This window comes from Tenacibaculum profundi, from assembly GCF_052050075.1.
In the GTDB taxonomy this organism is placed as follows: Bacteria; Bacteroidota; Bacteroidia; order Flavobacteriales; family Flavobacteriaceae; genus Polaribacter.
The window spans coordinates 1320351-1341240 of sequence record NZ_CP197225.1 but is presented as its reverse complement, the minus strand read 5'-3'; the positions used below and the strand labels follow the sequence as shown (position 1 = coordinate 1341240).

17 protein-coding genes are annotated in these 20890 nt (G+C 30.6%); 3 read left to right on the top strand and 14 right to left on the bottom strand.

Annotated features, from left to right (window positions below; translation table 11 throughout):
- Nucleotides 1–31 precede the first annotated feature (31 nt).
- Nucleotides 32–1234, top strand: a complete 1203-nt coding sequence (sucC, locus tag ACSIGE_RS05355; RefSeq protein WP_440881750.1) for an ADP-forming succinate--CoA ligase subunit beta — start codon at nt 32–34, stop codon at nt 1232–1234.
- 62 nt (nt 1235–1296) lie between these two features.
- Here the strand turns inward: sucC and uvrB are convergent, their stop codons facing one another.
- The 12 genes from uvrB to ACSIGE_RS05295 form a co-directional block, all read right to left on the bottom strand.
- Nucleotides 1297–3288 carry an excinuclease ABC subunit UvrB gene (gene uvrB / locus ACSIGE_RS05350; protein WP_440881749.1) on the bottom strand — a complete coding sequence of 664 codons (1992 nt, stop codon included), beginning with the start codon at nt 3286–3288 and terminating at the stop codon, nt 1297–1299.
- A 37-nt stretch (nt 3289–3325) separates the two neighbouring features.
- Entirely contained in the window at nt 3326–7864 is a 4539-nt protein-coding gene (locus ACSIGE_RS05345; RefSeq protein WP_440881748.1) for a T9SS type B sorting domain-containing protein, read from the bottom strand.
- 48 nt (nt 7865–7912) lie between these two features.
- Nucleotides 7913–8749, bottom strand: coding sequence for an ABC transporter permease (locus ACSIGE_RS05340; protein WP_440881747.1), 837 nt, complete (start codon nt 8747–8749; stop codon nt 7913–7915).
- 18 nt (nt 8750–8767) lie between these two features.
- Nucleotides 8768–9667, bottom strand: a complete 900-nt coding sequence (locus ACSIGE_RS05335) for an ABC transporter ATP-binding protein (RefSeq protein WP_440881746.1) — start codon at nt 9665–9667, stop codon at nt 8768–8770.
- A 108-nt stretch (nt 9668–9775) separates the two neighbouring features.
- Nucleotides 9776–10474, bottom strand: coding sequence for a response regulator transcription factor (locus tag ACSIGE_RS05330; RefSeq protein WP_440882187.1), 699 nt, complete (start codon nt 10472–10474; stop codon nt 9776–9778).
- Nucleotides 10475–10490: 16 nt separating this feature from the next.
- Nucleotides 10491–12026, bottom strand: coding sequence for a sensor histidine kinase (locus ACSIGE_RS05325; protein ID WP_440881745.1), 1536 nt, complete (start codon nt 12024–12026; stop codon nt 10491–10493).
- 148 nt (nt 12027–12174) lie between these two features.
- Nucleotides 12175–12762, bottom strand: a complete 588-nt coding sequence (coaE, locus tag ACSIGE_RS05320; protein WP_440881744.1) for a dephospho-CoA kinase — start codon at nt 12760–12762, stop codon at nt 12175–12177.
- 6 nt (nt 12763–12768) lie between these two features.
- Nucleotides 12769–13698 carry a CdaR family protein gene (locus ACSIGE_RS05315; protein WP_440881743.1) on the bottom strand — a complete coding sequence of 310 codons (930 nt, stop codon included), beginning with the start codon at nt 13696–13698 and terminating at the stop codon, nt 12769–12771.
- A gap of 50 nt (nt 13699–13748) precedes the next feature.
- Nucleotides 13749–14066: a preprotein translocase subunit YajC gene (gene yajC, locus ACSIGE_RS05310; RefSeq protein WP_440881742.1), complete on the bottom strand. Its 318-nt coding sequence runs from the start codon at nt 14064–14066 to the stop codon at nt 13749–13751.
- A complete protein-coding gene (locus ACSIGE_RS05305) occupies nt 14066–14536 on the bottom strand; it encodes a DUF1573 domain-containing protein (protein ID WP_440881741.1) in 471 nt (156 codons plus the stop codon). Before ACSIGE_RS05305 ends, yajC begins: the two co-directional genes overlap by 1 nt.
- 37 nt (nt 14537–14573) lie before the next feature.
- Nucleotides 14574–15512, bottom strand: coding sequence for a transcription antitermination factor NusB (gene nusB, locus ACSIGE_RS05300; protein WP_440881740.1), 939 nt, complete (start codon nt 15510–15512; stop codon nt 14574–14576).
- Nucleotides 15513–15585: 73 nt separating this feature from the next.
- Nucleotides 15586–16686, bottom strand: a complete 1101-nt coding sequence (locus ACSIGE_RS05295; protein WP_440881739.1) for a Glu/Leu/Phe/Val family dehydrogenase — start codon at nt 16684–16686, stop codon at nt 15586–15588.
- Between the two features lie 148 nt (nt 16687–16834).
- Between ACSIGE_RS05295 and ACSIGE_RS05290 the strand changes: the two genes are divergently transcribed.
- Together ACSIGE_RS05290 and ACSIGE_RS05285 are read left to right on the top strand one after the other, a co-directional pair.
- Nucleotides 16835–18589, top strand: a complete 1755-nt coding sequence (locus ACSIGE_RS05290) for an ABC transporter ATP-binding protein (protein WP_440881738.1) — start codon at nt 16835–16837, stop codon at nt 18587–18589.
- Between the two features lie 89 nt (nt 18590–18678).
- On the top strand, nt 18679–19035 hold the full coding sequence (locus tag ACSIGE_RS05285) for a PUR family DNA/RNA-binding protein (RefSeq protein WP_440881737.1): 357 nt from the start codon (nt 18679–18681) through the stop codon (nt 19033–19035).
- 85 nt (nt 19036–19120) lie between these two features.
- On the opposite strand, the gene ACSIGE_RS05280 is transcribed toward ACSIGE_RS05285, so the two are convergent.
- Nucleotides 19121–20155 carry a chorismate-binding protein gene (locus tag ACSIGE_RS05280; protein ID WP_440881736.1) on the bottom strand — a complete coding sequence of 345 codons (1035 nt, stop codon included), beginning with the start codon at nt 20153–20155 and terminating at the stop codon, nt 19121–19123.
- 257 nt (nt 20156–20412) lie between these two features.
- Entirely contained in the window at nt 20413–20832 is a 420-nt protein-coding gene (locus ACSIGE_RS05275; RefSeq protein WP_440881735.1) for a PaaI family thioesterase, read from the bottom strand.
- Between the last annotated feature and the right edge of the window lie 58 nt (nt 20833–20890).

Here is a 20890-nt window from a genome sequence, read left to right as displayed (position 1 = left end):
TTTGTTCGACTTTAAAAAACATTCTTATCCAATGAACTTACACGAATATCAAGGTAAAGAAATTTTAAGCAGTTTTGGCGTTCGCACGCAGCGCGGAATTGTAGCAAATACTCCAGAAGAGGCTGTTGAAGCGGCAAAAAAATTGACGGAAGAAACAGGAACAAGCTGGCACGTAATAAAGGCTCAAATTCACGCAGGAGGCCGTGGAAAAGGAGGGGGAGTCAAGTTAGCTAAAAGTTTAGATGATGTAAAAAATATTTCAAATGATATTTTAGGAATGATGTTAATTACCCCTCAAACACCAGCTGAAGGAAAATTAGTAAATCAGGTATTAGTTGCTGAAGATGTTTATTATCCGGGAGAAAGTGAGCCAAGTGAGTTCTATGTGTCGGTATTATTGAATCGAGCAACAGGAAAGAATATGATCATGTATTCTACCGAGGGAGGAATGGATATTGAAGCAGTGGCCGAAGAAACTCCTCATCTTATATTTACTGAAGAAATAGATCCAGCTACAGGATTGTTACCTTTTCAAGCTCGTAAAATAGCTTTTAATTTAGGTCTTTCAGGTGTTGCATTTAAAGATATGACTAAATTTGTAACAGCATTATATACTGCATACGTAAAGTCGGATTCGTCTTTGTTTGAAATTAACCCTGTTTTAAAAACGTCTGATAATAAGATATTAGCAGTTGATGCTAAAGTTGCATTAGATGATAATTCGTTATATCGTCATAAAGATTATGCTGAGATGCGTGATTTACGTGAAGAAAACCCGATTGAAGTTGAAGCAAATGCAGCAGGATTAAATTATGTCGATCTTGATGGTAATGTGGGGTGTATGGTGAATGGTGCTGGTTTAGCAATGGGAACTATGGATTTAATTAAACAAGCAGGTGGAGAACCAGCGAATTTTTTAGATGTAGGTGGTACAGCTGATGCTCAACGTGTTGAAACGGCTTTTGGTATTATTTTAAAAGATCCAAATGTAAAGGCAATATTGGTGAATATATTTGGAGGTATTGTTCGTTGTGATCGTGTTGCTCAAGGTGTTGTTGATGCATATAAAAATATGGGAGATAAAATCAATGTACCAATCATTTGCCGTTTACAAGGAACGAATGCTAAGGAAGCAAAGGAATTAATTGACGGAAGTGGAATGGAAATTATCTCAGCAACAGAATTTCAAGAAGCTGCAGATAAAGTTCAGGAGGTACTTCAAGTAAAGGCTTAAAGGTTTTAGTTGATGATTCTTAGTTAAATATAAAAAAATCCCTTTAATAAAAAAGGGATTTTTTATTTTAGTTTTTCTTTTAAAATATTTATTTCATCTCGTAATTTGGCTGCATTAATAAAATCTAATGTTTTAGCAGCTTCTTCCATTAGCTTACGAGTAGAGCGAATGCGTTTTTCGATTTCTTCTTTAGGCAGATAATCTAAGTCTTGCTCAGCAACTTTCTGAGTTGCATTTTCGTAATGATAAGAGGTTGTTGTTTTTTTTGATAAAGTATTGTCTATCTTTTTATTTATTTGTTTTGGTGTAATGTTATTTTTTTCGTTAAATCGAATTTGTTTTTCCCTTCTTCTAGTCGTTTCATCAATTGTCATTTGCATACTATTGGTTATTTTATCAGCATACATAATGGCTTTTCCATTAACATTTCTAGCGGCCCTGCCTACAGTTTGAGTTAACGATCGATGGCTTCTCAAAAAGCCTTCTTTATCTGCATCTAAGATAGCCACTAATGAAACTTCTGGTAAATCGAGTCCTTCACGAAGAAGGTTTACACCAATAAGGACGTCGAAGAGCCCTTTTCTTAGGTCTTGCATAATTTCAACTCTTTCTAAGGTGTCTACATCTGAATGAATATAGCGACAGCGTATTTGAATTCTAGTCAGATATTTAGCCAATTCTTCGGCCATTCTTTTTGTTAGAGTAGTAACTAAAGTACGTTCGTCTTTTTCGACTCGAATTTGAATTTCCTCAATTAAATCATCAATTTGGTTTTGACTAGGGCGTATTTCAATTTCAGGATCTAAAAGTCCAGTTGGACGTATGACCTGTTCCACGAATAGCCCTTCGGTTTTTTGTAATTCATAATCGGCAGGTGTTGCAGAAACATAAATTACTTGATTTTGTAGTACTTCAAATTCTTCAAATTTTAAAGGTCTATTATCCATTGCAGCAGGCAGTCTAAAGCCATAATCTACTAAGTTTTCTTTCCTGCTTCTATCACCACCATACATGGCATGAACTTGCGGTACTGTAACATGACTTTCGTCAATAACCATTAAATAGTCCTCTGGAAAGTAGTCCAACAAACAGAATGGCCTTGTTCCTGCTTTCCTGCCATCTAAATAACGCGAATAGTTTTCGATTCCAGAACAATAGCCCAATTCACGAATCATTTCTAAATCAAATTCAGTACGTTCTTTTAAGCGTTTTGCTTCGAGATGTTTTCCTATTTCATTAAAGTATTCGTACTGTTTCACCAAATCATCTTGAATCTGATGAATTGCATTTTGTAATACATCGGGTGAGGTTACAAATAAATTAGCTGGATAGATATTTAATTGATCAAGTCTTGCATTTGTCTCATTAGTTTCGATATCAAAAGTTTCTATTTCTTCTATTTCGTCTCCGAAAAAATGAATTCTATATCCATTATCTCCATAGGATGGGTAAATTGTTATTACATCTCCTTTTACCTTAAAAGTTCCACTTTTTATTTCAACTTCTGTTCTAGCATATAGACTAGTAACTAACTGATGAAGAAATTTTGTTCTCGAAATCTGTTGATCAGTTTCAATAGTAATAACATTTTTTTTGAATTCAATAGGATTTCCAATACCATACAGACAAGAGACGGAAGCAACTACTAAGACATCTCTTCGACCTGATAATAGAGAAGAAGACGTGCTAATTCTAAGCCGTTCTATTTCGTCATTAATGGAAAGATCTTTTTCTATATAGGTTCCTGTAACTGGAATATATGCTTCAGGTTGATAATAATCGTAATAAGAGACAAAATACTCAACAGCATTTTCAGGAAAAAATTGCTTAAACTCAGAATATAATTGGGCAGCTAGGGTTTTATTATGAGCTAGAACCAAGGTAGGTCTATTTACTTCTGCAACAACATTAGCAATAGAAAAAGTTTTTCCTGATCCTGTAACTCCTAGTAGAGTTTGATATTTTTCATTGTTAACGATTCCACCAACTAATTGCTTTATTGCTTGTGGTTGATCTCCTGTAGGATTAAAATCTGATTGTAAATCGAAATTCATACAACAAAAATAAGGATAGTTTTCCTGGGAAACTACCTTATTTCCTTAATAAAGAAAAATGACCATTATGAAAATAATTCTTTCCACTCTTATCTATTAAATTAATTTTAAACCAATAATCGTCTGAGGGAAGTTCTTTTCCATTCGAAGTTCCGTCCCATCCACTGTTTTTCAGGTTGGTTGATGCAATAAATTTTCCGTATCTATCAAAAATATAAACGGTTACTGACGAATAAAATTCATAACTAATTCCCTTAATTTTCCATGTGTCATTGAATCCATCATTATTTGGAGTTAGAAATTTTTGGTACTCAATAACGGGTATGGATAATTTTGCATCTGGAATACAACCATTTTTATCATTAGCAATTAAGGTGTAGATTCCACCTGAAATATCGCGAAATAAAGGTTCTTCTTGAAAAGGTGTTTGGTTTCCATTTTCATCTATTAAAGAGAATTGATAGATACCTACACCTAAGTTATTGTTTTTAGTAATTACTTTAACAGCATAGGTGTTTAACCCATTGTTATTTGTGTCATCAATGACGATTACATCATCTTTTTCTAGAATAGGATTTATTGATTCATTTACGGTAATTTCTTTTACTCTCTGACAATTTGTTCCGTCTTTAGTGGTAGCAGTTACTACATAAGTTCCACCTTGTAATACATCGAGAAAAGAAGTGGTGCTTAAGGATGTATTATTTCCTTTGCGCGTCCAGTTATAATCGTAAACCGCATTAGGGTTTAAGGCTTCTAAACGGGTTTGTGGATTGTTAAGACAAACAATGGTTGGTGTTTCGATATCAAATTCTGGTAATGGATTGATAATGATATTGAAGGTCAAATTATCATTTACACAATTGGTTTGGTTATTTTGAACCCGTACAAAGATAGTTTGATTATTCGCTGTATTCTGATAGGTGTTCGTGTTTATAGGATTACTATTTGCTTGGGCATCTGCTAATGTTTCATGAAAAGTAACCGTAAACCTATTGTGATCCGTAGTCGAGTAGTTTATTAGTATCTCTGGAATTTTATTAATTAAACTAATATCGCCGTTTATGCCATTTGTGTCATCATTGTTACTATCGCTAGTGTTATCACAATCTACATAATTGTTGATGTTTATAGGTATGTTTGGTTCAGGATGAATTACAAGTTGCAGTGTAGCTATACCATATCTACAGCCTGTATTTGTGTTTTCGATCCCAATATATATAATTTCATTAGCAGGATCATCGCCGACCATGTTAGCTGGAAAGTTTGTTGTTAATGGATCGTTAGCATAATTGGTTTTAGATAACGGACTTACATTATCAATAGCATCTTGCAGTGTTTTATGATAGCTCACTAGGAATATATTAGGATCTCTTCCATCTAGTACGTCAGCATCTTTATCGCCTAAAGAAATATTTTGAGCGAGTCTATTTCTAGGGTCACTATCTATGCTGTTATGAACATCGCATACTTCTAAGTCAGGAATAGGGTTAGCAATAGTAGGCAATGGATGTATGATAATATCAAATTTTACTTTTGCATTGAAACACCCCGTAGTTTTATTTACCACTCGTACATATATAGTTTGTAAGTCTCTTATTGTGTTTGTGAAGTTACTAGGATTAGCGATAGGAGCGCTACCGGAATTGGCATCTGCTTCATTTCGATGGAAAGAAACATCATAATTCATTGGAGATAGTGAGCCAAGTATTGTACTTATTTGGGTGTTGAGATTAATATTAATATTGATTCCATCGTCAAAATTTCCGCTATCAAAATCGTCACAAAATTCTAGATTATTAGTTGGATTAATATCTGGAACAGGGTCTATATTTAAAGAGATGTGTGGTCCAAAACCAAGGCAATCATTATCTAAAGTATTATCTACGCGGACATAGATAGTTTGGGTATTAGGATAGCCAATATTTCTATAGTTGGTAATATCATTAATAGCATTTATCTCAGCAGCTGCATCCGCTTCATTACGATAATAGGTAACATCTATTTGTTGTCCTACCGCCGTAAATAGATTTCGGATTTCACTGTCAACAGAACTAAAATCAAACGAACTAATACCATCGGTATTATCATTATTAACATTGTTATTTCCATCGCTATCTAATAAGTCATCACAGTTATTAAAAGTTCTTAAAAAGCTAGCTGGAATTCCTGTTGTAGAAACGGTCAAATTAATTTGAGCTATTCTTTCACATCCATTGGTATTTGTTACTGTTGCCCAAACCGTATCTTTAGTTACTGTTCTATTCTGAAATACCAAAGGGTTTACAATAGGAGATGTATTATTTTGCGCATCTGCTAACGATCCATAATAGACAAAAGTTTCGTTTAGGTAGTCTGCAGAGATATCTGTTCTGGCTTCTTCTAGATTAAAATCGGCAAAAGCATCAGTATCATTATCACACTGTTTTAATTCGACCACAGCATTAATAATAGGAAGTTTTAATATGGTTAAATTAAAAGATATCGAAGATTCATTACATAGTGCATTTGCATTATTTTCAACTCTAACATAAATAGTTTGCGAGTCAGCTGTCTCGTTTCTATAAGGGATAGTTTTGTCAATTACATCGGTAAATTGGTCTGTTTGAGCACCAATGAGTGACTTGTGATAAGTTACCGTATACAGGTTTGGATCTAACAAACCTAAAATTTCTGAGTCTTTCGTACTTAGTAGGAAATTGTTATAAAAACCATCTGTATCTCCACCATTATTCAAATCGTCACAAACTTCATAGTTTTTAGGGTTTTTTATTATAGGTCTTCTGGTTACACTAAGATTAAATGTCCTAATATCATAACAGGCATTTGGTGCGCTAATATTATGAATTCTTGCATATATTGTTTGGTTACTAAAAGCTGTCTGGTTTGTGTATTCATTTGCTAAAGCGTTCGTATTATTATTCGCATCAGTTGGGTTTAAAAAATAAACAACTTCAAAAATTGCATTACTTTGCCCATTTAAAACCTGAGGAGTTATTTCTGCTTGTAAATCAAAAGTATTAAACCCATCGTTATCAAGATCACAAAAATTAATATCGTAAGGTTGTGAAGCAATTGTCGCTTGATAAATTTCAATATTAAATACACCTTCTTTTTCTATAAAATTACCACAATTATCTGTATGACTAACAGTTAGTCTGTATTTGCCGGCATCATTTTGAGTTAAAGAATTTAAACTAAGTTGCAGGCTATTGGAGAGAATAGATGTTGTAGTACCATTATCAAAAGTCCATTTGTAAAAAACGTTTTTGCCGATAACAGGGTCTGGTGAGATTATTTTAGAATCACCAATGCAGAGCTTGAGATTTTCGTCGTTAATTGTTAAACCAGTTTCTTTATCTTTAATTTCTATAGGAAGTAGTAGTGATGAGATGAAAGGGGGGAGGCCTTGAGTTGATTTTTTACCATTTAAATCAACAGCATCAATTGTAAATATAATATCATCGGCATTTGAGTCTGGATTTTCAATAACATCAAGATGTGTAGCAAAACCAGCAGGAGTACTGTAAGTTTGAGGTATAGTAGCATATATCTTTCCGTCGGGTCCTAACTGAAGAGCGCCCCTAAAACCATTTTGCTCATGGATTAGTCTCTTTGATGCAGGAATATTGCTATTGGATAGGTCGTATTGAAATAGTTTATAAATACTTGGAAAATTAATATCATTTGTAAAAGAGGACGTTGATGAAATATAAAGTTTTTGCGAATTTCTAGAAAATTCAACTCCGTAGGGTTCACCGTCATTGAAACTATTTAATAGCTGTCCGTCATTACTAACTTTCCCAGTAGCATTATCAAAGGAAAATAACACAGACTGATTATTGCCTTGATTTGCAATAGCTAATTTTTTACCGTCAGGAGATAGTTTTAAGTAGCCTCGTCTGTATAAAGGGATACTAACATTTGATATTACAGGTGATAGGTCAATTCCTGTTTCGGTAATTTTATAAGCGTAAAACTGAGTGTTTGTAGATGAGACTATCCAAAAAGTATTGCATTCTGTTCCTCTTACTGCGGCAACTTTTTCTGTCCAATTTACCTGATGTCCATTTGAAAGACTTTTAAAGTATGTTCCTGAGCCATTTTCATCTACTAATTCACCAAGTCCAGAATTTAAAGACATATCAATGGTGTAAACATTAAAACCTTGTCCAGGCTCAATAATATTTCCATTAAGGTCATAAGCAGGACCATCATCTACAGTGAACAAATAATAAATACTGTTTGACTTAGGTTTTGGAATAATCATTCCGGACTGACTACTTGATGGATTTCCTTTTAGATCATTGGCAAGATTTCCATTTGAATAACGCATTATTGAGTGATTTTTATCCCATACAGTTATCCCATCAGAATAAAATAGTATTTTTCCGTTTGTATCTGAAAATGAAGAGCATCCCTCCAGAGTATTCAATGCACCGTTCGTTATACTACTTGGAGGATTTGTTTCGAAATTAATCCCAGCATTTTCACCGAAATACCAAATATTCGCTTCTTTTTGTCCATGAGTTAAAAATGGGACAAATGAAAATAATAACAGTAATTTTCTGATCATATATCAATTTAGGATTGAGTATTAATCAACAAAGCTACTTAAAACAAGTTATAGATCTCTTTTTTTTAACATAAAGTATGATGAATATATAAATATTACGGTCCATATTAAAACAATTATTATGTTAAAATAGCTAACGGAATAATCTTTTGTTATTTCTTCTCCTATTTGATTTGCTATTGATTTAACAGATTTTAATCTTGTTCCTGGTTCTACAATTAAGTTCTGCATTGACTCTAGAGGAAGCAAATTTTTTACATTTTGAGCTATTTCAGAATTAGCCAAACTTTTCCATTTCAATATCCCGTATATTATCCATTCTGAAAAATACCAGATAATCATTCCCGCAACGGCAAAAGCAGAACGTTTTATTAAAATACCAAGAAATAAACCAAAAGAAAAGAAACCAGTAAGTTTTATGAAAAAAGCTAATAAGTAATCCAGATCAGAAAAAATAATAGAGAGCTCATTAAAGTCAGAGTATATAATTCCAAGCACTAGTGATGTAATGAAAACGAAAACTGTTGATAGAAAAGCAAAGGCAATAACAGTATAAAACTTAGAAAGGATGAACTCTTTTTTACTTAATCCGTCAATTAAATTTTGTTTTAAGGTTTTATGACTGTACTCATTTGCCATCATTGACACAATGACCAATAAAAAAAAGAATTTAAATATAGATGCTACATAAGTATTAAAATGCCATATATAAGGAAAGTTAAAGATGCCTTGTTCTGCTAGGTGAAATTTAATAGGACCTATATCAAATTTTATAGATGCGATTAGAGCTATTGATGTCAGGAGTGCAAAGTATATTATTGACAGAATTTTACTGGCTCTGTTGTATTTTAATTTATGAAATTCTATGGCTAAAAGGCGAAACATAATTGTAAGTTTAATAGTTTAGTTATTATTTGTTAAATCAAGAAATTGTTCTTCTAAAGAGGGTTTTCTTTTTACCAAATGTGATACAATTACATTATTTTCAAAAAGATATTTATTAAGGGTAGCTGCGGAAATATCGTTTTCTAATTGAACAATGATTAATTCATTATCGATATTAACGCTTGCTGTTTCATGGTAATTTTTTAGAACATTGACAGTTTTTTCTATACTGTGTTCCGTTTTTATCTCAACAATTCCATTTGAAGCGATCATTGTTTCAACCCTGCCACTATATAATTTTTCTCCTTTCCTCAACACAATTACATGGGTACATATTTTTTCTACTTCATCTAATAAATGTGATGCTAATAAGATAGTTGTACCAGTTTTGGCAATTTTTTTAATTATTTGACGAATTTCGTGTATTCCTTGAGGATCTAGGCCATTAGTAGGTTCATCAAGTATTAATATTTCAGGGTCATTTAAAAGGGCAGAAGCTATAGCTAACCGCTGCTTCATTCCTAAAGAATAGGTTTTGAACTTATCATCTTTTCTTTCAAATAAATTAACTTCTTTTAATTTTTCATTAATTTTATTGTTGGATACTCCCTTTATTTTGCAGATTAATTCTAAATTTTGAAAAGCTGTCATGAAGGGATAAAAGTTGGGGCGTTCTATTATAGCGCCTACTTTTTTCAATGCCTCATGTGTTGTGGTATTGCCATTAAACCAATTAAAAGCCCCAGAAGTTTTATTTACAACATTTAAAATAATTCCTAAAGTTGTAGATTTACCACTTCCATTAGGTCCTAGGATACCGTATATATTTCCTTTTTTTATTTCAAATGATAAGTCTTTTACAGCTTTAATTTTTCCGTAATTTTTAGTTAGGTTTTTAATCGATAAAATAGTTTCCAAGCTTTTGCAGTTTTAATATATAAATATGACGATTATTATTATTATTTGTTACAAAAAAAAGCCTCCTGGTTTAAGGAAGCTTTAAAGTGGTGCGAGTAATATTGTAAATTAAGACTTATCTATTAGCCTAAATCCTTCTCCATGAATGTTCAGTATTTCAACATTTTCATCATTTTTAAGGTATTTTCTTAACTTTGCTATATAAACATCCATACTTCTAGATGTAAAATAGTTATCATCCCTCCAAATTTTGGTTAGAGCTAACTCACGAGGCATTAGGTCATTTTTATGAACAGCCAACATTCTTAGTAACTTACTTTCTTTAGGAGAAAGTTTTTGAGGCTCGTTATTATTGAAACTCAGATGACGTAGTTTTGAGTTAAAATCAAAATTACCGATTTTAAATTCAAATTCTTCATTATCTGTTGACTTTTCAGTTTCTTTACGCTGAAGAATAGCTTTTATTTTGTGAAGTAAAACTTCCGAATCAAAAGGTTTGTTTAAGTAGTCATCAGCTCCAACTTGATACCCTCTGAGTACATCTTCTTTGAGTGTTTTGGCCGTTAAGAAAATAATAGGGATTTCTTTATTTGTTGTTCGAATATCTTCGGCTAAAGAAAAGCCATCTTTCCTTGGCATCATTACATCCAGAATACATAAGTCATATTCTGTATTTTTAAACATGATTAACCCGTCGATTCCATCTTTTGCATGTGTTACATTGTAATCATTAAGAGCTAAATAATCTTTTAGGACGGTTCCAAAGTTTGGATCGTCTTCTACTAATAGAATTTTTTTACTTCCCATATTGTATCCTTTCATTTTATATTAGTGGTAATTTAATTGTGAACGTACTTCCTTTACCTTTTTCACTTTCAACATAAACCGTACCCTGATGGCTGTCTATAATTTCTTTTACATATGCTAATCCTAAACCATGACCTTTTACATTATGAATATTTCCGTTATGTTCTCTATAAAATTTATCAAAAACATATTTTTGAGCATTTTTACTCATTCCAATGCCGTCGTCTTTTATTTTAAGTATGAAGTACTTATTTGTATTTTCGGTAAAGATGTCTATTAATGGTTTTTCTTCCGAATATTTAACTGCGTTTTCAAGCATGTTAACAATAACATTTGTTAAGTGAAACTTATTACCTAGGACTTTAGAAGATATGGCTTTAAAATAGGTAGAAAGCAATCCATTTTTACTGGATATTAAAAGTTTAATATGTTCGTTAGCCTCTGTAATAACATCATGCATGTCTAATGAATCTTTACTCATCTCAATTTGATTTTTTTCTAATTTCGATATTCTTAGAACATTTTCCACTTGACCATGCATTCGTTTATTTTCATCACGTATGACTTGCACATAACGTTTTATTTTTTCCTTATCTGAAATTATTTTAGGGTTTTTAATAGCATCTAAGGCCAAATTAATCGTAGCGATAGGAGTTTTAAATTCATGAGTCATATTATTTATGAAATCAGTTTTAATTTCAGATATTTTTTTTTGTCTTATTAATTGATAAAGGGATGTGGAGAATGCTGCAATAATTATACCAATAAAAAGAAGTGAGACCAATAATATTTTTATTATACCTGAAATTAGATTTTCACTTCTATGGGGAAATTTAATATAAAGCCTATATTTACTGTTCCCATTTTCATCAGCAAATAAAGGATAGTAAAAGTCATTTATAGGTTCAATATTAAAGTAACCAGATTTTAAAGGTGTGGCAAATCCACCATCGTAAACACCATATGTGAATTCTTCTGTTATGTTTCTCATTATCAATTCTTTTTTTAGAATTGATTTTAATTTATTGTTAGTTATTCTTTTATGTATTGGGGTTTCCTTCAAGGCTTCTCTATATGCTTTTTCAAGTTCATGTTTATTTAAAGCATCATAATCATCTAAAAAAGAATATTTTCTTTCTTTTAAGGTTTTGGAAGCGTAATCTTTATCACTTGATGTCATTACCTGTAGGGAGAAAACATCATTTTTTCCAGAAATTCGTTTTAGCAATATTGTATCATTATCGATAAATTTTGAAGGAATTTTAAAGTTTTCTTCTACAATGCTTGACGCAAATGTGAACTGTCTTTTTGAAACGGTATCATATTGTCGAAAAAGATAATTTTTAAACTCTGCACTTTTTCGGAATTTATTACTTCTTCTAAACTCGGCTGAATAAAAGCTAAACTTCTCAAGTTCATTTTCTTTTATTCGCTCAGAGGCGCTATTTAGGGCAATTGTAACGTCATTGTCGAATTGTTTTTGTTTGTTTCTTATAGCATCTTTTATCCAATAAATTTGGACAGATATTATTCCTACCAACGAGACGCTCATTAAAACAACAATTAAAATGAAGATTTTTTTACCCATCGTTCAAAAATAAATCAATAAACCTAAGTTTTATTTTGTTTTAACTTAGATTAACAGATTTTTTATAAATTTAAGAAAAATTTAAGAAAAAAGATAAACGTTAGTTAATTCGCTAGAGTTGGTTTGTTAAAATATTATGTATTTTAAATACTTGTTTTTCAGTGTCTTTCAGTTTTTTGTTTTTGATAACATAGTTGGATTGCATGATTTTTAAGTCATTATTCCATTGATTTTGAATTCTCGTTTTAACAGATTTTGAAGAGACTTTATCTCTTTCGATAACACGATTGATTCTAATATCTATTGGCGCAGTGACGGTAATAATTTTATCACAAAAACTATCACTTTTATTTTCAAAAAGAATAGCATTTTCATATAAAATATAATCTTTGTTTTTATTTTTTTCTACAAACTGTGTCAGGTGTTTATAAACTTCAGGATGAACGATTTCATTTAAGGTTTTTAGTTTTTCTTTGTCATTAAATACAATGTCTGCTATGTGAGTTGTGTTTAGTTGACCATTTATATATGTATTTTCTCCGAACTCATTAATCATGTTTTCTTTAATTACATTTGAAGTTATCATTAGTTTTTTAGCTTCTATATCAGCATAATAAACCGTTGTATTTTGAAATTTTGAAAATATTTTGGCAACTGTTGTTTTACCGCTGCCTATTCCACCTGTTAAGCCTATAATCATAAGGAGTTATTTACTTATTAAAAAATCTATTTTATTAGGAATAATTCTGACAGAAGAAACAATTTTAGCTTTAGATTTTAATTTAGGAATGAGATATGGGAGCTTGTTTTTTTGACATTCTTTGTAGTCGCAATAAATACTAAAAAAACTCGAATCGACTTTACTAAAATCTTTGAGTCCAATTTTGTAGATTAAAGAAACTGTTTTGGGGTAAATGTTAATTGTTTTTTTGGGAGGTAGGTTGATAACTGTAATAGGAATCTCTATTTTTCCTTCAGTAAATTTATCTACTTTAAATTTAAGCGTAGTCGTTTTATACCTTGTTGTTACTTTGTCAGGGATCAAAATATTTGTTTGCATTGCTACATCATCAGAAATATTTAAGAGTTTTATTTTTTCTGTTTTTAGAGAGTTAATTGTATCAAGTATTGATTTTGGTCCGTAAATAGTAATTGTATTTGGAGTTAAAGTTTGTTTAGATGACAAGTCAAATCCTTTTTTAAAATTTACATTGATATCAGTTACTATTTTAACTTTTTTTGAATTGAGCTTATTTATTTTGAAGAAAATAGAATCTTGATTTATATTTTTGAGAATCAGTCCAGATTTTAATTGATTTTGAATTTCAGGAATAAGATTTTTACTCAAAAGAAAATAGGTGGAATCTGTTTTTTTAATTAAGTTTTTTAAATCTATTACTAAAGGTTTATGAAAAAGGTTTGTGCCTAAGAGTTTGAATCCAACCGCGCTTATTGATAAGTTGATTTCATCAGGGGGATTGTTCAAAATTAACTTGCCTTGTTCTATGTTTTTAAAAGAGATATCTAAATTAATTTCCGTTATATATTCTTTGGAGAGATTCATTAATAGCCAAAAGAGGATAGAAGCTATAAGGAAACTTAAAAATGCTTTAGGTATTTTTAATGTTTTATACAAAACAGAGTTTATTAAAAGAAAAAGTGAGCTTTTAGCTCACTTTATTATTGTTATTTAGATGCAGTGTCGTGCTTTTGGGTTAATTCCATCGAAATTGCAGATCTTTCAAACTTTATTTTTCCTGCACTAGTTTCAATAGATACAGTGTTATCATTGTCATTTATATCAACTATTTTTCCATGGATTCCACTAGAGGTAACAACTTTGATACCTTTTTTAACAGATGAATGGAACTTTTTTTCTTTTTTCTGCCTTGCCATTTGAGGACGAATCATAAAAAAGTATAAAACTACAATCATTAAGATAAACGGTAGCATATTCATAATACTATTACTACCAGTTTGTAAAAAGAATACGTTTGCTAACATCAAGAGTTATTTTGTTGTTTTGGTGTAACCATTCCAGAAATCTTTACAATTTCAGTACCTTTTTCTGTATTTGTATAAAGTGTAACAGATTTAGATTGCTTATTGGTTTTTCCGTTAGTATTGAAGCTTACTTCAATATTACCAGTTGCACCAGGAGAAATAGGTTCCTTTGGCCAAACAGGTACTGTACATCCACAAGTTGCCTTAGCGTCTGTTATGACTAAATCTGATTTTCCTTTATTTGTAACAACAAAAGTTGTTTTTACGATTTCTCCTTCTGTTACAGTTCCGAAATCAAAGTTTTCCTTATCAAATAAAGCGATAGGTGCTCCTTTGCTAATCTCATTATCTCTTTCTGATGCATTTGCAACATTTTCTTTATTTATTTTTGATTTGGCATTACCTTTGGAGCAAGAAGTAATTATTGTGGTAGATAATAAAATAGTTAGTGATATTAGAAGTTTTCTCATAATTAAAAATTTTATAGTTGTAAAAGTAATAATATTATTATAATAATCCTCTTCCAATTTTTATCATCGTACTATTGGCTAAATATTCTTTAGCTAATTTATCTAAAACACCATTCACAAAATGACCACTTTTGTTTGTTGAATAATCTTTTGCCAATTCGATATACTCATTGATAGTCACTCTACTAGGAATAGACGCAAAATGTAAAAACTCAGTGATAGCCATTTTAATTAAAATCATATCGACGTCAGCGATCCTATCAGATTCCCAGTTAGGAGTTTTTTCTCGAATATCATTCTCGTATTTGTGGTGATTTAAAATTGTTTTTCTAAATAACTCAGATACAAATGATTTATCATCATCATCTTTATAAAGGTTTCCTAAGACAAAAGGATTTTTTGGAGATTGCTTGTTTAATGTTTTTAAAATCCATGTATTAACAAAAGGCATATCATCCACCCAAGAAATCATCTTATCTTCAAAATAATCTGCTATTTTTTCGTTAGGAGCAACGATTTCTCTAAAAAAGCTGATAACAAAGCTTCGATCAACATTATATGAGTCTTCTACTGTGTCCATGTACTTAGAGTAAAGGTTACTTTCGAGAAGCTGTTCTAGTATGATTTTAACATATTTTTCGTCTAACTCCCAGTATTTTAGTTTGTTTAACTCAATGTACCCCTCTAGACTAATACTACTTGATAGAAGATTTAACAAACGATTGTCCACAAATTTGGTGTTCGGATTTAAATCTTCTTTTGTGGCTAGAATTTTCTTTCTTGAAAGTTCTAGTCTTTTACGAGCCAATTTCTGAACTTCAACCAGCAACTGCAAGTTAAGAACATATAGATCAAACATTTTTTGGATACTATGTTTCAAAAACTTTTCCTCTCTGATTAGATCTTGATTGTTTGATTGCTGCATTGCATAAACAGATTGCATCACTTTAACTCGAATATGTCTCCTATTTATCATTTTAAAGAACTTTAAAAAAAAGAGCGTTAGATTTTTTTCTAACGCTCTGCAAAAGTATAAAAAAAAACTTAATTTATTTGTTAAGTTCCTTTTTGCGCTTATTTATTCTTGATTGTGCAATATCAAATGCAGCTCTATGAGGAGTAATGTTTTCTTTTTGAGCAAGGTAGAAAATGTCTAGAGTAGTATCATAAATATTTTCTGTTCTTTTCATAATTTCTTCTTTACCATAACCAGAAACTTCAGCATAAACATTTATAATTCCACCAGCATTTATTAAAAAATCTGGAGCATAGGCTATTCCTTTGTCCTTTAGTAGCTTTCCATGTCTTATTTCATTTTCTAGTTGATTATTAGCAGCACCTGCTATAACTTTAGCATTTAATTGATTGATCGTTTTATCATTTAAAGTTGCTCCCAAAGCACACGGAGCATAAATATCGATATCTAATTCGTAGACATCATTACCTAAGGCTACTTTTGCATTATATTTTTTGCTAAGTTCTTCCAGGCGAGATTCATTTATGTCGTTTAATATTACTTCAGCTCCCTCATCAGTTATGTATTTAACCAAAGCCTCTCCAACATGACCAATGCCTTGTACTAAAATTTTCTTCCCTTCTAGTTTGTCAGTCCCTAGTTTATGTTTTGAAGCAGCTTTCATCCCCATATATACACCATAAGCTGTGACAGGAGATGGATTTCCAGATCCTCCGATTGATTCAGATACACCAGTCACATGAGGAGTGATTTTTCTCATAATATCCATATCACGAGTTTCCATTCCGACATCTTCCGCAGTAATGTATTTACCGCTTAAAGAATGAACAAACTCAGCAAAACGCCTCATCAAGTTATCATTTTTTTGAGTTTTAGCATCGCCAATAATTACAGCTTTTCCACCACCAAGGTTAAGTCCACTAATTGCAGATTTATAGGTCATTCCGCGAGATAAACGAAGTACATCATTTAAAGCTTCCCATTCATTTTTGTATTGCCACATTCTTGTACCACCCAGAGCAGGACCTAAAGTTGTATTATGAATACCAATAATTGCTTTTAAACCTGTATCTTCGTCATTACAAAATACGATTTGTTCATGATTATCGAAGGATAATTGACCAAAGACTTTAGAGTTTTTAAGATCTTTTTGATCTAAGATTTCTGACGTCATTTATTATTAGTTTAGTATTGAGTTTATTTTGATAATCTTAAAAAAAATTGACTCAAAAATAAGAAATCACTAAAAGATAATCAAAAAAAGATTATGTATTTATTGAATTTCTAATTGGGTAGGTTTTTTTTAGATAAAAAAGTGAAGTTTGAAAGCATTACAATATTTAAATAAATATTTTAGAAAGTACAAGTGGAGATTGCTAGCAGGGATAATTATAACCATTTTATCAAAGTTTTTAGCATTAAGAATTCCAGTAATTATTAGAAATTCATTGAATTCTGTTGAAAATTACATAAAAGGTTATTCTGTTGATATAGAGGTTGTTAAATATGATTTGTTGCGAAATATTTTTTTCATTATTGGGCTAACCCTAGTTGCAGGTTTTTTTACTTTTCTAATGAGACAAACTATTATTGTTATGTCCAGGTTAATCGAGTTCGATTTAAAAAATGAAATATATGCACAATATCAGAAGTTATCCTTAAATTTTTATAAGAATAATAGAACAGGGGATTTGATGAACCGAATAAGTGAAGATGTTTCTAAGGTTCGAATGTATTTTGGTCCAGCAATAATGTATAGTTTAAATATGATTTTGTCATTCATTGTGGGTTTTACTCAAATGTATAGTATTTCTCCTAAGCTTGCTTTATATACTATGATACCTTTTCCTGTTTTATCAGTTTCAATTTTTATTTTAAGCAAGCAAATTAATAAAAGGAGTACAATAGTTCAGCAATATTTATCAAAGTTGACTACTTATAATCAAGAGTTTTTTTCAGGTATTCATATTGTCAAGTCATTTTCGATTGAAAATGACATAACAGAAAAATTTGATGCTCTGGCTGACGATAGTAAGTCAAAAAACATTGATTTATATAAAGTACAAGCTTTATTTTTTCCTTTGATGATTTTATTAATTGGCATTAGCAATATTATCGTTTTATACATAGGGGGAAAACTCTATATAAATGAACAAATACAAATAGGTGTTGTGGCAGAGTTTTTTTTGTACGTTAATATTTTAACATGGCCAGTAGCAATTGTTGGATGGGTAACGTCAATTGTTCAACAAGCAGAGGCTTCTCAACAAAGAATTAATGAATTTTTGGAACAAGTTCCTGAAATTAAAAATAATGTTGAAGAATCTACAAATATAGAAGGAGATATTGAATTTAGAAATGTTTCTTTAGTTTATGAAGATACAAATATCAAGGCGTTGAATAATCTAAGTTTCAAAGTAAAAAAAGGAGAAACTGTTGCAATTCTTGGAAGTACGGGGTGTGGGAAATCTTCCTTAGTAAATTTGATTGCAAGGTTATACGATGTTTCAGATGGTAGTGTATTAGTTGACGGTGAAGATATAAGAAAATGTAACTTATTTGATGTTAGAAGCCAAATAGGTTTTGTAGCGCAAGACCCTTTTCTTTTTTCAGATACAATTGAGAACAATATTAAATTTGGAAAAGAAGATGCATCGAAAGAAGAAATTATAGAGGCCGCAAAAAATGCTGTAATTCATGACAATATTATGAGTTTTAAAAATAATTACAGCACAGTTTTAGGAGAAAGAGGTGTAACTTTATCAGGAGGACAAAAACAAAGAACTTCGATAGCACGTGCTATTATTAAAAAACCAAAAATATTAATTTTTGATGACTGCTTGTCTGCAGTTGATACAGAAACAGAAGAGAAAATACTTTTGAATTTGGAAAAAGTTTCCAAAAATAAAACAACTTTTATTATAAGTCATAGAATTTCTTCAGTCAAAAATGCTGATAAAATTTTGGTTCTTAATAATGGTACTGTACAACAGGAAGGTGTTCATAATCAGCTGGTAATGGAAGATGGGTACTACAAGGATTTATTTCATCAACAACTTTTAGAAAAAGAAATATAGTTAAAAGCATTGTTAAGTCAAATATTTTGTTAGATTTGTTGAGTGATTCTAAACATAACAACTATATTTATTACTTAAGATAAAGAATTATGAGCGAGAGAGTAGAACAAGACGAAATTTTTTCACAGGTTTTAAGAGCAGGAAGAAGAACTTATTTTTTTGATGTAAGGGCTACAAAAGCAGATGATTATTATTTAACAATAACAGAAAGTAAAAAGTTTACTCATGATGATGGATCCTTCCATTATCAGAAACATAAAATTTACTTGTATAAAGAAGATTTTACTGATTTTAAAGAAATGCTTGAAAAAGCAACTGGTTATATTGTTAAAGAAAAAGGACAAGAAGTTATTAGCGAACGACATCAAAAAGATTATAGGAAAGAAGAAGCTGTTGAAACGGCGACAACTGAAAGCTTTACAGACGTTTCTTTTGACGATATATAGCATATCAAAAAAAACTTAACTGAAAATTCAATTCAATTTACACAGTAAAAATCACCTTGTAGCTTGTGAAGCTGCAAGGATGGTTTTATAACACCCTTTTCATTGTTTTTGATTTCTCAACAGTTTCAATCCATTCATTTTCAGATAAACTATCTTTTGTAATACCGCCACCAACGTAAATTAGAGCCTTGGAATCTTTTATTTCCATACATCTTAAATTCACGTAAAGCTCTGTTTTTTTTAAGAAATTTAGTTCTCCTAGGTATCCCGTATAGAAAGTTCTTTTATAACATTCGTTTTCTAGAATAAATTTCCTAGACATTTCTTTAGGAAGTCCACAAACAGCCGGAGTAGGGTGAAGTGTATTTATTAGTTTTGAAATAGGAGCTTCGAGCGTGCCGTTTATCTTTGTTTTTAAATGTAATAATTTACCTGCTCTAACAGTTTCTACTTTTTCTGATTTTATTACCTTACATAAAGGAGATAATTTTTTAATTATATAATCCGTAACAAGTTGTTGTTCTTCTATTTCTTTTGTTGTCCAGTTAGGAAGAATATTTTTTTGGAAAGGAAGAGTGCCTGCCAAAGACATTGTTTCGAAATTTTTGTTATTAGTTTTAATAAGAGTTTCTGGTGTGGCTCCTAGCCACAAACCTATTTTGGGGTGAAACCAAATATAAACAAAGGCACTTTCATAACTATTTAGTAAATTTTTAAAAAATTCTACGGGTTTGTTTTTTTCTAAACTAACAATTTCTTTTCTGGTTAACACTACTTTTTCAAGTTCCTTATTATAAATTGCTTCGATGCCTTTTTTTATTAAATTAACATGCTTTTCTTTGAAGGTAAGGCTGTTTAAATTTAGGTTAATATTATTCTTGCTTTTTGTTTCGGAATAAATTTCCTGTATGAAACGGGAATTTTCTTTTGGTATAATAATTGGGACATCACTATCATCAAATGGAGCAAAAATAAACCCAGAAGTATTTAGGTTTTTGTCTGAGTGGAGAATATCATCATGTTGAAAAAAACATGAAATCATATCTTCATTTGGTTTTCGGTAGCAAACAAATGGTAAATTGTTATTTAAAGAGCTTTCAATATTTTTAAAAATAGTCAATATTATTTAGGGTTTAAAAGTTTCTATTTAATTTATGTAAGAGCAAATCTAAAATAAGATTATATGTTATTTTCTTTAATTTAACAAGTTTGATTTGTTTCCGATCGAAGAATCTTGTTAAAAAACGTTTTGAATTATTTAAGTAGATTATCCAACACGATTTCTGATGAATATTCATAACTAATTGAAGTTAAATTTAGTAAAATCTTACCGGGACAATATTTTTTTATACAAGTACTATATATAAATTTTTAAACTCATTGTTTGTCAAGTACAATATTGGTTAATTTACAAACAGATATTAAATCATTTTTTTCATCTATAATTTTAATTTCCCACAAATGAGTTGTTTTTCCTTTATGTATAACAGTGGCTTTAGCATATAAAATTCCTTTTTTTTTACTTTTTATATGATTTATATTTAATTCTAGGCCTACAGTAATTTTTGTTTTTACATCAATTAAAGAACATTGTGAAGCAGCGCTTCCAACCGTTTCTGCTAAGGCAGCTGTAGCGCCTCCATGAAGTAAACCAAATGGTTGGTGAACCTTAGAATTAACAGGCATTTTTGCTGTTAGAAAATTCTCTCCTATATCAATAAATTTAATGTCGAGGGTCTCCATTAGCGTATTTTTATTTAATTGATTTAGTCGTTGAAGAATTTTTTCTTTATCCATAATACTATCATAATTATAGATCAAAAATACGTATTTTTGTAACCAAATAAAATTACCA